This is a genomic window from Actinacidiphila sp. bgisy145 (assembly GCF_057708125.1).
Genome location: NZ_JBYIRL010000016.1, coordinates 89,030 through 105,778, shown reverse-complemented (window position 1 = coordinate 105,778; position 16,749 = coordinate 89,030). Strand labels below are relative to the sequence as shown.

The following is a 16,749-nucleotide window of genomic DNA, read 5'->3' as shown; positions in this document are numbered from 1 at the left end:
AGGGAGTTCCCATGTCAGGCGAGTCGTTCTCGGTCGACACCGACGGCCTCCAGGCCCAGATGCCCTACATGATGGAGCTGGCGCAGCGGTTCCTGAACGTGCACAGCACCCTGGAGTCGAAGCTCGGTTCGCTTGGCGAGCCGTGGGGCGAGGACGCGAGCGGTGAGGCGTTCCTGCGGCAGTACACCAAGCCCAAGGGGCAGATCCTGGACGCGACACTCGACGCGGGCGACGTGCTGCGGAGCACCGGCGACGGCCTGAAGACCATGGCGAGCGGCTACGAGCGCATCGAGTCCGACAACTCCGAGTCCGCGCGGCAGCTCGGCGGTTCGCTCGAACCGGTGCAGACGACGGACGGCGGCGGGGACGGCGGCGGCCGGCAGCGGTCAGGCCGCTCGTGAGCATCAACCTGCCCCCGGAACTCGGCTGGGTCGCCCGCCTGGCCGTCGGCCAGTCCTGGCCCAAGGGCGACGAGGACAAGATGCACAGCCTCGGCCTGGCCTGGGACGAGGCCGCACAGGCGCTCGCCGCCATCAGCCGCGAGATCTCCCCCGCCACCCGGGGCGTGCTGCACAGCATCGGCGGCTCCGTCGCGGACGAGTTCGCGTCCTTCGTCAAGCAACTCCAGTCCAACGTCCCGGACATGGCCGAGGCGTCCGGCCAACTCGGCAAGCTCGGCCGGAACACCGGGGTGCAGCTGGAGTACGCGAAGTACATGATCCTGGTGCAACTCGTGTGGCTGGCCGCCGAGATCGCCCAGATGTCGTTCTGGGCGCCGGAGGTCATCCCCGCGCTGATCACGTCCGTACGGCTCATCGTGCGGATGCTGCTGCGCCGCCTGCTGACGTCGATCGCGACCGGCGTCGGCATGATGCTCGGGATGGACGCGGTCATCCAGAGCATCCAGATGCTCAAGGGCGACCGCACCTCCTGGAGCGTGGAGAACACGATCTCCGCCATCGAGAGCGGGGCGATCGGCGGCGCCATCGGCGGGCTCACCTTCGGGCTGGGCGACACCTTCTTCCCGAAGTTCGGCGCGTCGCTGATCGGCCGGGGACTGCTGGGCGGGATCTCCGGCGTGGGCAGCACCGCGGCGCTGAACTCCCTCTTCCACAGCGGCGAACCCTCCGACCTGGGGTTCGGCGGTGCGGCCGGGGCGATCGGCGCGATCGCCGGGGGCGGCAAGCGGCGCGGCGGCGGGGGAGACGAGACGAAGGTCGACGACTTCGACATCCACATGCCGACCACCATCGACCTGCCCGACCCGCACGGGATCGACAAGTCGACAGGCGGAGACTTCGGGGGCGGCGGGGAGTTCGGGAACAGCGGGGACATCGGCGGCAGCGGCCACGGTTCCGGCGGTACGGGTACGGGCGGTACGGGTACGGGCGGCACCGGCGGGTCGAACCTCGGCGGAACGGGTGGTACGACCGTACGGACCGCCGGCGGCGACAGCCATGCTTCCGACGCGCCCTCGCAGGTCAGTGCGTCCGCCACGTCGGGCAGCGGCCACGCACCGCCCGCGGTCGAGCCAGGCACCGAACGGCCGCCTGCGACCGCACCCGCCACCGCACCCGCCACCGCACCGGTCACCGCACCCGCCACAGAGCACGGCAGCGCGCCGCCGACCGGGACCCGTACGACGGGGGCGGGTAGCGACGCCGCCACCGGGCACCCGGCCGCGGACACCGCCGACTCCGCCGCGGGCAACGGCGGGACCAGCACCCTCACTTCGCGGGGCGCCCCGACCGGCACCGGCACGCAGAGCGACACGCGCACCAGCGAGTCCGGCGGGCACGGCGGCACGAGCCAGGACGGGCTGCCCGGCTTCACGACGGCGTTCCCCGCCACCGGCTCCACCGGCACCGACCACGCGCCTGCCGCCGCGAGCGGCTCCACCGGCTCCACCGGCACGACCGGTTCCGGGGCGCCGGGCGAGACCCGGACGAGCGCGCCGCACGAGAGCGGGAACAGCGGGAACGTCTTCACGCCGACGCAGCACGGCACAGGCAGCGGCAGCACGCACGTGCCGGTGGAGTCCGCTCCCACCGGACCGCACCAGGAGTCGGCGCCGAGCAGCACGCCGAGCGCGGCGAGCAGCAACACCCCGCAGTCCGGGGCCACTTCGGCGCCGCCGGTGACCGAGCACGTGGCGGCGGGCGGGCCTGCGTCGTCCGCGCATGTGGACCAGGCCCAGACACCGACCGGAACAGGCCCTGCCCGTACGGACGCCGCCGGCACCGGCACCAGCACCGGGCAGGGCACGGGCGCCCCCGCGCCGACCCGGGCCGCCGACCCCGGGCAGAGCGCTGCCACACGTGGCGGGCCGTCCGAGGTCGCTCCCCGGGCGCCGCGGGCACCCACGGTCACCACCACCGGCGGCACCGGCACCGGGCATGCGAGCGGCGCGACCGGGAGCACCGTCACGACCAGCGGGGGCGAGACACCGCCGGCCCACGCGGCAGCGACCACGACAGCCGAGTCGTCCGGTGGCGGCACCCACCTCACTCTCCCGGACCCGCCCACCGAGACCCCGCACGCGCCGCTCACCACCGGCGGGCCCGGGGAGAGCAGCGGCGGCAGCCCGGCGTTCCCCGACGTGCCGACGCATACCCCGACCACCGCGCCGGTCCAGCACGTCGCACCCGTCGAACCCGTGGCGGCGCCGGGCGGGGCAGGCACCGCGGTGACCGCCCAGCCGCACACCTTCCCCGACGTGCCGACGCACGCCCCGGGCAGCACCCCGGCGCCCGCACCCGCGCCGGCCGCGCCTGCTCCCGCCGCGTCCGCCGCGAACGGTCACGGCGACGGGTCCGCCGAGGGCGGCTCCGGCGGCGGCCGGGGCCTGGGCGACCTGGACGGCCTCACGGTCCCCACCCACCCGATCGGCGACGCGGCGCACCCGATCCACGACGCGCCCGACGCGCCGACGACCCCGCTCGTCTCGCCCACCGCCCACATCGACGCGCGGCTGGACGCGTTGGACCGCGCCGGGCGGGACGCGGGCATGTCGGCGCCGGACCGCCAGAACTACCGGCAGTCCGTCAGCCAGGCGGCGCGCGACGGCAACCTGAGCGGGGCCACCCGCGGCCTCCAGTCGTTCCGGGACCACGTGGAGACGTCGGCGCTGAACCAGCGCTACGAGGACTTCCGCCAGCACGCGGCCGGCGGCTTCGAGAACACCCGGGCGCCGCAGTCCGCCCGCGGCACCTGGGACCACCTGGTGAACTCCGTCGAGCAGGCCCACCGCGGCGGCGACCCTGCCCTGCTCGACAGCCACCTGCGCGAGTACACCGACTTCGTCGAGCAGCACGCCCCCGCGGAGGCGCTGACCGGCCCCGACGCTCCCCAGCCCTACCACCCGGACGTGGAGGACGTACGGCGCCAACTCGCCACCGCCACCGGGCCCGACGCGGACCAGCTGCGCACCCAGCTCGCCGACCTCCAGCAGACCGCGGACCTCCAGGACCGGCTCCGCCAGTTGGGCGGCCAACCGAACGGGCCCGACCCGCACGAAGCCGCACTGACCCGAGCCGTCGACCGGGCCGCCACCCCCGACGACGCGGCCCGCGCCCTCGCCGCACTCCAGGACCACCGCACCGACCAGGCCCTCCAGCAGCGCCTGGACCAGCTCAACTCCGACCACGTGCCCGAGACGGGCGGCGGCCGGAGCAGCATCGAGGACCTGAACCAGCGCCTCGACGCGCTGCGCGGCGACACCGGCCCCGACGAGCAGGCGCTGCTCCAGCAGATCAGCCACGCCGCCGGCCCCGACGAGGCCGCCGCCGCGCTCGACGCCCTGCACGACCACCGCGAGCAGCAGCAGATCCAGAACCTCCAGCAGCGCCTGGACCAGCTGCGCGACACCGCCCCGGCGCCCCGGACGACCACGGGCACCGGCACCGCGACCACCGCCGGCACCGGACACACCGCCGACGGCCCGGGTCATGACGGCCGCGCCGGCCTGCCCTCCGACGACGAACTGCGCCAGCGCCTCGACGCCTTGGAGGACGACCCCACGACGCGCGACCTGCGCAACCAGGTGTACGACGCGAACACCCCTGAGGACGCGCAACGCGCGATCGACCAGCGCGCCGCCCACCAGGACCAGTTGGACCAGCAACGCCAGCAGCGGATCGACCAGCTCCGCCAGGACCTCGACAACGCCGAGCAGCAGCACACCCGCGACCTGCTGTCGGGCAACGCGGGCGCCGCCGCCCGGTCCGGCCAGAACGTCTCCGACCTGCGCGACCAGCTCGACCACGCGCTGCCGTACGACCAGCGGGCCTCGGACCTCACCCAGGAACTCGGCCAGGGCATCGGCGGGCAGCAGGCCCCCGGGCACCTCGGGCGGATCGGCACAGGCCCGGAGCCGGCCGCCGACCACCACGAGCCGGCCCCGCCCGCCGACACCGCGGCCGCGCCCGGGTCCACCCCCGCACGGCAGCAGCCGCAACCCGCCCTGGAGGAGCCGCTCACCACCTCGCACGGCAGCGGCTCGGACCAGACCACTGCCACCACCTCGCACGCCACCCCGGTCCGGCAGCAGACCGCAGGCGGCGACGACCGGCCCACGACCGCGCAGCCCGCGGCACACCCGGGATCGGAGCAGGTCCCGCTCCAGGAGCGCCCGGCGCCGCCGGAGCAGCAGACGTCGGGGACGACCGGCACGGGCGACGGCGACGGCGCCCGGACCGATCCGGCCCGCAGCCCCGTGCCCGACACCTCCGGGCTGGACGACCTGTTGCACGGCCCCGGCACCGAGCAGACCACCGACCACACCGCTGACCACGGCACCGAGACGACGACCGAGCCGTCCACCGCGCACCCGTCCACCGCGCACCCGTCCACCGTGGAACCGCCCGTGGCCGTCGACCACACGGCGTCCACCGCCACGTCCCCGGCCGCGGTCCGGCCGCCCGCCCGGCTGAACCACGCGCCGCGGTTCGTGGTGCACTCCTCCTTCGACCAGCGCCGGTTCACCTCCGGCGGCACCCCCTACACCGACCTCACCGTGAAGGTGTCCATCCACCCGGGCGAGACGGGCCCGGACGGCGTGGCGGACACGCTGAACCGCGTCCAGCAGGGCGTCCAGACGTACTTCAACGCCCCCGGCTACCGGATGCCCAACGGCGACCTCCTGCACGTCACGGTCGAACCCGTGCCGCCGGGCGAACCGGCGCACCTGACGGTCGACCTGACGCACGGCGGCGCCAACGCGGCCATGGACCAGACGACCTGGCCCACCGGGGCGCCCCCGATCGCGTACGCCCACGAGATCGGGCACCAACTCGGCCTGCGGGACGAGTACCAGGACTCGGACACACCCGAAAGCGGCGGCGTCACCGGCGGGTTGATGGGCAACTACCATGTGCCGTCCCCCGACGGCCTGCCGCGGGGTGGCTTGGGCAGCCGCCACGTCTCGCTCCTCGGCGCGCTCACCGGCGGCCACGGCGACGTCCCGCACCCCGGGACCGGCACGGCGACCGGCGCCGGTCCGCACACCGGCGCGCACCACGACCCCGCCTGGCAGGCAGCCCGCGCCCAGGTGCCGCCGGTCACCCGCAGCCACGCGTACGTGGACCCGGTCACCGACCCCTTCGCCGAGACCACTACCACCCCGGACCCGCACTTGCCGACGATCACCGTCACCCCGCCGCAGGAGCACCCGCTCACGGCCGTGGGTACGGATACAGGAGCGGGTACCGGCACGGACCACGTCGACACGTCCACGACGGCCGACCCCAGCCACACGACCACCACGACCGACCCCGGCCACACGGCGACCAGCACCGACACCGCGCCCGTGGTCACCGACCACGAGACCCCGCCCGGGACGCAGACCGTGAAGGAGCCCGCGGAGGACCCGCCGCCCGCGCAGCTGAGCGGGGACTGGCGGGACAACTCGTTCGCCGGCAAGCGGATCGTGGAGGCGCCCGGGCCGGACGAGATCCGGCAGCGGGTGCAGGCACTCCTCGGTGACCGGGGCAACGACCCGCTCGTGGTCCAGCGGCTGAACGGGCAGTTCGACCCGGCGAACTTCCGCAAGCAGTACCCGAAGATGGTCAACGGCGGCTGGCACTTCCCGATCCACGTCGGCGGCAAGCCGTACGAGGTGCGGGTCGGGGCCCAGACCACGCCCTGGCAGCTGGACCCGACCCGGGACGCCGCCAAGGAGAACGACGGCGACGGGCTGGACGTGAAGGCAGAGCCGGACTACGCCCCGCCCAAGGTGAAGACGGAGCTGACGAGTTCGCAGGCCGGGCTGGACTACAACCCCGCCTTCCTGCAGCCAGTGAACCCCAAGCTGTTCGTGCTCGTGAACGGCGCGGTGAAGGCCGGCGGCGCCAGCCACGGCACCGAGACGACCAGCTCCACGTCGGCGAAGACCTCCGGCGAGGTCAAACTGACCGGGAAGACCGACAGTTACACCTCGCAGGCCACGTTCGACGTCCAGGTGGTGGACCACAACGGGGACGCGCTCACGGTCGGCGGTCAGGACGGTGCGACCCAACCGGCCCCGATCAGCGGCCCGTTGCGGGCCGACGTGCCGCGCACCGCGCCGCGCGGCACCACCGGTCCGCACACCTGGGACGGCTGGAACCCGCCCCCGCGCACCACGTCCGGTACCGGCACGACGGCCGGCACCGGCACGACGGCCGCCGACGGCACCGCTGCGGGCACCGCGACCGCGCCACCGCGCACCGGCGCGCCGGGGCCGGCCGCCGGGCACCCGCTGACGATCACCGGTCTGGGCGGCGTCCGCGATGCGGTCTTCGACGCGCTGCCCAAGGACGCGAAGCCGGGCGGCACCGCCCACCAGGACATCGTGGACTTCCTCGACACCGACCACGTCATCCAGCACTTCGAGCAGGTCTCGGGCCCCGGTCTGCTGTCCAAGCCGCTGACGCTGTCCGACGGCGGCACCGGTTTTCTGCGGCTGGCCGCGGAGCCGGACACCTCCACGGTGGTGCACACCACCGACACCACCACCAGCACCGGGTGGAGCAACAAGGGCGAGCAGGCCCGCAACCACTCGCAGAGCAGCGGATGGGCGCTGGGCGCGGGCGGCGGCGCGTCCGGCGAGGTGTGGCACAGCACCCCGGCGGGCGAGACCAAGTGGCTTACCGGCACGGGCACGTACACGTACGGGCAGACGACGGCCTATGGTGCGAAGGGGGCGCACGGGGTCGAGGACGGCGTGACCGTCGAGCAGAAGGGCCCGGCCGACGTGGTGACCACCCCCACGCGGTTCCGGGTCTGGCTCACCCGCCAGCAGTTCTCCCCGGGCACCGACGGCCTGCACTCCACCACGACCGAGGAGATCACCGACCACACGCCGGCCACCCCGCCGCCCGGCGCCCACGTGGTCCAGATCGAGCCGCCGCTGCGGGCGCCCACCGGGGACGTCGTACGCGTCCTGCCCCACCCGCAGGAGAACGCGACCACCTCCACGGCCTCCCCAGCCGCCACGACCTCCACGTCCGCCGCCACCTCCACCGATGCGACCAGCGCCGCCACGGCCCCGGGCGCAGCCACCCGGCAGCCGCCGCCCGGGCAGCAGTTGGCCGGTCCAGGGCTGGTGCAGCGCACGACCTTCTCCGACTTCCCCGGCTCCGACCAGTTGGAGCGCCACATCGTGCAGACGCTGTGGCAGACGGCCCCCGGCGTGCTGCCGCCGCCGCACATAGTCCACCCGCCCGCCGGGACCGCCTCCGGCGCCCACCCGCCGGTGCGCGTCCCCCCCAAGGCGATCACGAACCTCGCGGACCTGCGCAGGCAGATCGCGCCCTCCCAACTCGGCGCGAGTGGCCACCAGTTGGTGGACGGCACCTTCCGGGTCAGCCTGGACAGCTCGCACCTGCCGCTGCTGAACGCGAAGACGTACGACGTGCTGGTGAAGGCCAACCTCGGCGACGGCACCCACACGGGCACGCAGAACGCGACTGCGAAGAACACGCTCACCCGGACCGCGGGCGGCGAACGCGCGGTCACCCAGGGCAGTTCGCACGTGGTCGCGGGCAGCGGCAACCTGCGCAGCTCGCTGGACCACATGGACCTGAACCGCGGCTTCTTCAACGTCAACGCGGACGGCACGTACGCGCCGACGCACGGCACGACGGTCGGTGACAGCACCGAGGTCAAGCGCACCCTGACGGTCTCCGGCGACCGCGACCGCTACTCCTACCCGGTCTCCTTCGACGTCCTGACGGTGCGTCAGGACTCGGACCACCCGGTGCTGCGGGTGCCGACGCTTCCGGTCGAGCCCAACCACCAGGCGGTGCAGCACGTCGACACCGGCGGCGGCCACGTCACGGTCGACATCGGCCGGACCGAGACACCGGCGACCGACGCGCCCCCCGCGCACGTGACCGTCCAGCAGCTGCCGGACCACCACCTCGTGGACCACGTGGGCGGCGCCGACGACTACCGCGACCACGCCCGCCAGGCGATCGAGAGCGCCTTCAACACCCGCCACGCCCAAGGGAACTCCGTCCTGCCGGTACGCATCCCGAACCTGCACGACCTGGTCGACCCGCTCGCGACCCAGTCCCAACTGCGCGCGAACGTCTCGGCGTCGCACGGCGGCTGGACCAACACCGCCGACCAGCACGTGGGTTCGGGCCGCAACCGCGACACCGCCGGGCTCTCCCAGCGCACCCAGCTGACCAACCTCACCTACCGCGAGACGCTCTCCGGCGACGGCAAGCTGGACGTCGAGACGAAGACCGAGACATCGGTCAAGGTCCAGGACAAGTCCGCGCTGACCGGAAAGGGCGGTGTCGGCGGCGACTTCGGCCGCTTCCCCGCCACCCCGAAGGACCCGCACACCTCCACGTACCAGGCGCGCGGCGGCATCCGCGGCAAGGGATCGTACGGCGGCAGCACCGCGGACGCGGTCAAGCACACGTTCAGCACGAGCAACAAGACCACCCAGAAGGGACCCTGGCACGTCTACGAGGGCGACGCGCGGATCATCCTCCAGGGCAAGGTGACCAGTTCCACCGGCGAGGTCACCTACGGTGAGCCGGTCGCCCACAACCACCCGGTGCGGGTGCTGCTCTCCGACGCCGAGGCCAAGGCGCTGACCCCGCCCGTCCGCCCGACCACGACGACGGACCCCGGCACCTCGACCACCACCGCGACCGGCGCCGGCACCGCGACCGGTACCGGCACCACACAGCAACCGCCGCGCCGCTCCGTCCCGTTGGAGAACGGCGTCAGCGGCGGCAGCCGGATCGAGATCCCCTCCACCGACGAGATCCTGCGCGAGGTCGACCGCCAGATCCGCGGCGGCTCGCTGCCCCCCGGCGACCTGGAGGCCGGCGACGGGCTCGGCGACGTCCCCGTGGCGGCGCTGCCCTTCGCGGACGTGATCACCCCCGACCACCTCGGCGCGCACTACGACGACCTGGTCGGACCCGGCATCCTGGTCCACCGGGTCGACGACCACCACGGCGTGCGCACCGTGACGCAGGTGCTGGTCAAGGGCACCCCCGAGGGCTGGCAGCACGACGGACGGCAGTCCGACGGCGGCTGGACCCGCAAGGTGGCCAGCAGCCAGGCCGTCACCGGCGACAGCGGCCGCACCTGGTCCGCGGGCGGCGACGGCAACGTACGGGTCTCCTACCGCGCCCCGACGGCCGAGAGCCACCTGAACAACGTGACGAACACCGGCACCGCGGGCGCCGACACCAAGGGCAACACCTCGCACACCTCCGGCCAGACCACCAAGGTCGAGCACAAGACGACCTCCAAGGAGGACCTGCACAAGTTCAGCACGCCCATGCGGTTCGACGTCACCGTCACCCGCCGCAACGCCACCAGCCGGTTCGTCAACCTGCCCGCGCCGCGCCCCGTACGGCCCGACTGGCGGGCCTCCGCCTGGGTGCCCGAGTCGATGACGAGCACCGCCCCCGCGAGGACGACGACGGCGACCGCGGGCACGACGGGCACCACGACCGCGACCCCGCACCCGTCCGGCAGCGCCCAGGGCAACGGCGTCGAACTGCAACAGCTGAACGGCACCCCCGGTCAACGCGCCCAGTGGCAGGCGGACTTCGCCGCCGGCCACGACCTGGTCGGCATCGACCACCCCGAGCGGCTGGTGGACTCCGCGCACAACCTGCTGGGCACGCCCCGCCCGTGGGGCGACGGCGTCCTCGGCCGTACCGGCTCGGCCGCCTCCCAGGTGTGGAACGCGACGACCGGCGCGCTCGGCCACGCCGCGTGGGCCATGGCCCCCGACGCGGCCCGCCAGGTCGTCAACTCCTTCGTCCACGACCCCCGGCTGGGACCCGGGCACCAGCTCCACACCGAGCAGACCACGCCGGTCGCCCAGCAGATCTCGACCCGCCAGGCGCTCTCCGGCCAGGCGCTGTCCACGGTCTTCCCGCACCTGAAGGACCCGGCCGCCGGCTACCGTACGGCACCGCTCGGCCCGGACCACCGCACCGGACTGAAGGTCACGATGCAGCCGACCGGCCAGGCGGAGGAGATCGGGCGCCGCGGGGACGGCAAGGACGAGGTCACCGTCTCGACCGAGGACGAGCTGACCACGAGCGCCGGGCGCGGCGCCTCCTACAGCGTCGCCCCCCTCGACGTCAGCTTCCTCACCCGCAACCCGGGAGCGACGGTGCCGCTGCCCGGCCTCAACTCGATCCAGTTCAGCCGGGACCAGGCGCTGACCGCCGACACGCCCGTCACCCGCCCGCCCGGCGTCCCCGGCCGCCAACTCACCCCGCCCACCGTCCCCCACGGCCTCACCGGCGACAAGCCCGGCCAGGGCAAGACCGACGGCACCCAGCGCCTCTTCCGCCAACCCGTCCGCGTCACCCTCCAGAAATACGATGAGAACGGCACCTACGGCACCCCTACCAGCACCGACCACCACGCCTACTACTGGTCCACCGACCCGACCCCGGACACGACGGCACCGGCGACGACCACCACGACGGACACGACGACCGTGCCGGTGACGAGCACGGCTACGGACGCGTCCACGGTGCCGGCGGCGGTGAGCACGACCGTGACGGCCACGAACGTGACCGCCGCTCCGGCGTCGACGGTCGCGGCCGGTTCGACCACGCGGCCGGCGGATGCGGCCACTTCGGCGCCTGTGGCGGTTGCGCCCACCGTCAAGGCACCCGCCGCACCCGCACCCGCGCCCGCGGTCGAGGCGATGCCCGCGCCGCATGTTGCCCCGCCGGAGGCGACGACCGTGCCGGGAGCGAGCACGGCTACGAACGCCTCCACGGCGCCGGTGGCTGCGAGCACGACCGTGACGACCTCGACCGCAGCTCCGGCGTCGGTGAGTACGTCCGCCTCGACCTCGACCGCCACGAGCACGCCGCCGGCGGAGGCGGTGGACCCCACTCCGGTCGCGCACCCCGCCACGATCACCGCTACCACCGACGTACTCGGCAGCGCGCCGGTGCAGGTGTCGTCGGGGCCGACGTCCGTGTGGGACACACCGGCCGACGGGGGCGCCGTCGTTGATGGGAACGTCCCGTTGACGGGGGAGCAGCGCGCGTGGGTGGCGGGCAGCGCGGGGGAGGCGGCCGCGGCGATCGCCGCGGCGGTGGCCGGGGGCGGGCCGCCGCCGGTGATCCGGATCGAGGACCGGGCCGTGGTGCCGGTCGACGGCGTGCCGCACTTCGGCCGGTCCATGCAGCTCGCCGAGGCCCGGGCCCGGGCGGTCGCGGCCGCCTATCAGGCCGAGCTGCGGAGCGCGCTGGACGCCCTGCGCGCCGCGGGGCAGCCCGTGCCGGACGCCGCGGACATCGCGATCATCGCCACCCCCGACCTGGAGTGGCCCCCGGCCACCACGGCGGAGGCCCCCGGTGGCGCGGTGACCGTCACGCTCTTCGACCCGCGCGGGGTGGTGACCGTCTGACCGGGGCCGGGGCCGGGGCCGCGCCTGCGAGCGGGCCGACGGGCAGTTGCCCGCGCCGCTGTCGGCAGACGGGCGGGCGCCGTTCCGTGCGGCGCTTTCAGGGCCATCCGCTTCCGCTGAGCGCCCGGCAGAGGGCCTCAGGCCATGGCGCGGCCCGCGGCGGCCACCAGGACGTCGGTCGCGGCGATCGCGCGTTCGCGGCGCGCGGCCAGCTCCTCGCGGTCCGGGGCGTCGCGCAGGTCGAACGCGGCCTGCGCGGCCTCCTTGGCGACCTGTGCGAGGGCGGGCTCGATGACCGAGACAGCCACCAGCGGCGCGGTGACCGCCGAGCGCGTCGAGCGGGACTCCATCCGGGCGGCCTCGTAGGTGTGTTGGGCCGCGCCGTCCAGCCGCAGTGCCTCGCGGTGCCACATCGCCCGGCGGTGGTCGCCGAGCGCGGCGACCAGCTCGCCGAGGGCCGTGCGCAGTGCCCGCGCCTTCTCGTCGGTGCGGGCGGCCAGCCGGGAGCGCCGCTCTCCGCGGCTCTGGAGCAGCCCGGTGAGCCCCCCGCCGAGCAGGGTGCCGAGGACGGCTATGACGGTGGACCACATCGGGACACTCCTTCACTGTGACGGCCGATCACGTGACGATCGATCACATGAGGATTGTCCCCGCCCTCGGCGCCCGTCCGCAGCGTGCGGAACGCGTCCGGTACGGCGGACGGCGCGCCCCGGGTGGGGCGCGCCGCCGTGGTGTGCGGGGGAGGGGTCAGCCCTTCCCCCCGCCGTGGCCCTTCGACGGCTTGACCGTCAGCGTCACCGGCACCGCGGGCACGTGGTACGGCGTGCCCGAGGTGGCGGGCAACTCGGCGTCATACACACCGGTCTTGGTGATCCCGCCGGCCGCCGAGGCGGTGAGCGTGACCGTCACGGTGGCGTGCTGCCCCGGGCGGAGCGTGAGCGTGCGGCGGCTCTCGCGCAGCCAGCGCACGTCCGTGGCGCCGGTCGGGCCGTAGCCCGGCAGCACCTCGACGTTCGACAGCGGCGAGGCGGCCTGGGTCGAGCCGCCGATCTTGTACAGGCCGGGCGCAGCTCCGGCGCCGTAGGTCGCGGTGGGGGCGTTGGGCAGGCTGCTCCACCGGTTCGTGGCCGGGTCGTAGGCGTAGCCCTTGTTGGTGGCGGCGCCGGCGCTGATGCCGGTGGTCAGGACGAACTGCCCGGCCGCGACGGTGCCGGCGGTGGCGGACATCGCGGAGGGCAGGTCGGCGATGGCCGTCCAGGCGTTCTTCGCCGGGTCGTAGGAGTAGGCGTGGGACACGTCGGCGTCGTCGTTGCTGCCGCCGGCGCAGTAGAGCGTGCCGGACAGGGCGCCGCAGGAGACGGCGCCGATCGGCTCGGGGTAGTCCGCGGCCGCCGACCAGGAGTCGGTGGCCGGGTCGTAGACCTGCACCTCGGTGCCGGCGCAGTGGCCGCCGCCGCAGCCGCCGACCACGTACAGCTTGCCGTCCAGCACGCCGCTGCCGCTGCCGGCGTACGCGATGGGCACGCTCGCGCCGGTGGACCAGGTGTCGGTGGCGGGGTCGTAGATCTCCAGCTTGGCGTCGGGCTGGTAGTCGGACCCCCAGCCGCCGGTGGCGTAGAGCTTGCCGTCGATGAAGCCGTAGGCGGGCGACTCGCGGGTGTCGGCGGCGGACGCGCGCTGCGTCCAGGTGCCGGTGGCCGGGTCCATGGACCACATGGCGGCGGTGTCCGACAGGCCGTCGTAGCCGAACGCGGAGTAGACCGTGCCGCCGTCGGCCGCCACCGCGTTGTCCATGATGGTCGTCGGGTAGGCGGTGCCGCTCTGCCATGTCCCGCCGGTGCCCGCGTCCGCCGCGGTGCCGGTGGAAGCGCCGGTGGAGGTGCCGGTCTTCGCGGGGCCCGCCTGGGCTTTCGCGGAGCGGGTCGGGGTGTAGTCGGTCCTGGTCTCCTTCAGGGGGGTCCCGGCGCCGGTCGCCTCGGTGTCGCCCGGCTGCTCGGCCAGGCGCAGCGTGGCGGGGGCGGTGCCGGTGTTGGTGACCGTCAGGCGCTGCGTGGTGGTGCCGCCGAGCTTCGTGGCGGCGTCGACGCGGCCGGGCGTGACGGTGAGCCGGCCGGCCTTGAGCGTGTAGTCCTGCCGGACCGTGCGGTCCGCGGCGATCCGGACCGCGGCGGAGGAGCTGGTGTAGCCGCCCTTGGCCGCGGTGACCTGGTGCGTGCCGGTGCGCGGCGCGAACAGGTGGTACAGGCCGCCGCCGACGGCCGGGTCGTCCGGAGTGGCGGCCGAGACCGCCTTCGTGGCGGCGCCGGGTACGTCGAGGGCCGCGCCGGTCACCGCGGCGCCGTCGTTGGCGTCCCGGACGGTGCCGACGACCAGCCCGCCGGGTACGGCCTGCGGGGTGCGCTCGCCGACCTGGACGTCGTCCAGCTCCCAGTACATGTCGGCGCTGCCGTAGTAGGTCATCTGGAACCGGACCCTGAGCGAGGACGCGCCGGCGTAGGAGGTCAGCGGGATGTCGACCGTCGAGCCGGCGCCCAGTGAGCCCGTGCCGACCCAGAGGAGGTTCCAGGTGCTGCCGCCGTCGGTGGAGGCGGAGATGATCGGGACCGCCCCGGACTGCTGCTGGAAGGCGGTGCCGAAGTCCAGCTCGGGCGCGGACATCCTGCTCAGGTCGTAGGAGGCGCTGTCCAGCGTGCCGGTGATGTACGCGGGGGACGTCGACGCCTTGGCGTCCGCGACGGCGAACGCGCCGTCACCGCCGGTGAGGTTGCCGCGCCCCGCCGGGTCGTCGAACTCCCAGCCGGCGGTGGCGTACGGCGACGTGCTCGCGGCGCTCCAACCCTCGGGTGCGGCGGTGGTCGAGTCGAACGCCTCGACGGGCGCGGTGTCCTCGATCCGGTAGCCCGGGGTGGAACCGGCGTTCGGGTCGACGGGGACGGCCACGTCCACCTTCTGGTCGGACGCGGTGACCGTGACGGTCTTCGCCACCGCCTGGTAGCCGGTGTACTCGGGGGTGATGTGCAGCGTGTAGGAGGCGCCCTCGGGCAGCTTCAGCGCGTAGGCGCCGGTGACCGGGTCGGTGAAGGCGCTCAGCGCGGTGCCGTCCACGGTGAGCTTCGCGTACAGCGGCCAGCCGTGCCCGGAGCCGTCGGTGACCTTGCCGGAGACGGTGTGGGAGCCGACGGCCTTGAGCGCGAAGTCGCGGGTGACGGTCGCGTTGTCGTCGACGCTCACGTCCGTGTCGTCGCCGGCGGCGTAGCCGAACGCCGTGACGGTGATGCCGTGGCTGCCGGCGGGCACGGTCACCTGGTAGCTGCCGTCGGTGCCGGTGGTCGCGGCGAAGCCGTCCACCGCCACCCGGGCGCCCGCCAGGGCCTTGCCGGTGGCGGCGTCGGTCACGGTGCCCTCGACCTCGCCGTGCGGGCCGCTGCGGAAGGCCGACAGGCCGTTCGGTGTGCCCAGCCCGGTTGGGCCGTCGTAGCCGGCGCCGGCGGTGCACAGCACGGCCGGGGAGCAACTGCCGTTGCTGCCGCTGGTCACGTCGTTGAGGCCCGAGCCGCTGGCGAGGTACGGGTAGGAGTTGGGGTAGCTGCCCGCGACCGGGGTGCCGGCGTCGGCGTAGACGCCCGCGATGATCGGCGACGCGGCGCTGGTGCCGCCGAAGACGTTCCAGCCGCTGCCGCCGTAGGTCTGGTAGACCGCCACGCCCGTGACCGGGTCGGCGACCGCGGACACGTCCGCGACCGCGCGCTTGTCGCAGTCGGTGCCGGACTGGAAGGAGGGCTTCGGCTCGTAGAGCGAGCAGCCGGAGCCGGGGCCGCCGGAGGAGTTGTTCCACACCGACTCGGTCCAGCCGCGCGGGCTGTTGCTGTCGCGGGTCAGCGCGGTGCCGCCGACGGAGGTGACGTACTGCGAGGACGCCGGGTAGCTCACGCCGTACTTCGAGTCGCCCGAGGAGGCGACGACGGCCACGCCCGGGTGGTCGTAGTGCGCGTCCTCCTCGGTCGTCTCGGTCGCCGACTCGCCGCTCCCGGCCGTGGTGTCGTAGCCGGTGCCGTAGGAGTTGGAGACGTACTTCGCGCCGAGCGCCACCGCGGTGTCCACCGCCGCGCCCAGCGCCTCGATGTCGGCGCTGTCCGCCTCCACCAGCAGGATCTTCGCGGCCGGGGCGACAGCGGAGACCATGTCGAGGTCCAGGGATATCTCCGAGGCCCAACCGGCGTTCGCCGCCGGGTAGTCGGTGCCGCCGCGCTGGTCGGCCTTGGTGAAGCAGCCGTCGGCGGAGGTGCACGCGGGCAGGCCGTACTGCGCCCGGTACACCGACAGGTCCGCCTCGGCGCTGGGGTCGTCGTAGGCGTCGACGATGGCGACGGTCTGGCCGGCGCCTCCGTCGGCGGGCAGGTTGTAGGCGCTGGTCAGGTCGCTCGGGCCGTAGCCGGAGGGGGTGGCGACGAGCGGCTGCACGCCCTTGGCGGCTTTGACGTCGGTGCGGCGCAGCGCGAAGCAGGCGAACTGGCCCTTCGCGGCCTCGCCGCAGCTGCGCTGGTAGGCCGCGTCGCTGCCGGTCGCCGCCGCGGCGGTCCGTGCGGTCGCGTTGGTGGCGGCGGTGGAGGTGGCGGAAGTGGCAGGGGCTGAGGTGGCGTGCGCCTGGGCCGGGAGGCCCAGCAGCGTGAGCGCGAGGGCTCCGAGCCCGGCGACGGCGGCGGCTGCTCTTCGCCGTACGGTGGCGCCGGTCGTGGTGGCGGTGGGCAAAGCTCGACTCCTGTGGATGAGGGCACAGGTCGCCTGAGGTGCGGGATCAGGGGCGACGGCGACGGGGGTGGTCACCGAGACCCCATTGGCCGCCCAGGCACCGG

At 74.5% G+C, this 16,749-nt stretch carries 4 protein-coding genes; 2 read left to right on the top strand and 2 right to left on the bottom strand.

Annotated features, from left to right (window positions below):
• Positions 1-11: 11 nt before the first annotated feature.
• On the top strand, positions 12-401 hold the full coding sequence (locus AC3ERT_RS16670; RefSeq protein WP_335979214.1) for a WXG100 family type VII secretion target: 390 nt from the start codon (positions 12-14) through the stop codon (positions 399-401).
• Positions 398-11,896, top strand: coding sequence for a WXG100-like domain-containing protein (locus AC3ERT_RS16665; RefSeq protein WP_435175064.1), 11,499 nt, complete (start codon positions 398-400; stop codon positions 11,894-11,896). The genes AC3ERT_RS16670 and AC3ERT_RS16665 overlap by 4 nt, the downstream gene beginning before the upstream one ends.
• Positions 11,897-12,033: 137 nt before the next feature.
• On the opposite strand, the gene AC3ERT_RS16660 is transcribed toward AC3ERT_RS16665, so the two are convergent.
• Both AC3ERT_RS16660 and AC3ERT_RS16655 read right to left on the bottom strand, forming a co-directional pair.
• Entirely contained in the window at positions 12,034-12,486 is a 453-nt protein-coding gene (locus AC3ERT_RS16660) for a protein kilB (RefSeq protein ID WP_335979219.1), read from the bottom strand.
• Between the two features lie 157 nt (positions 12,487-12,643).
• Complete coding sequence (locus tag AC3ERT_RS16655; RefSeq protein WP_435175062.1) at positions 12,644-16,645, bottom strand: Kelch repeat-containing protein; 4,002 nt, start codon at positions 16,643-16,645, stop codon at positions 12,644-12,646.
• Positions 16,646-16,749 lie beyond the last annotated feature (104 nt).

Bases quoted from the DNA above. Each gene is read 5' to 3' on its own strand.
- AC3ERT_RS16670 (WP_335979214.1), top strand. From the start codon at position 12: ATGTCAGGCGAGTCGTTCTCGGTCGACACCGACGGCCTCCAGGCCCAG.
- AC3ERT_RS16660 (WP_335979219.1), bottom strand. From the start codon at position 12,486: ATGTGGTCCACCGTCATAGCCGTCCTCGGCACCCTGCTCGGCGGGGGG.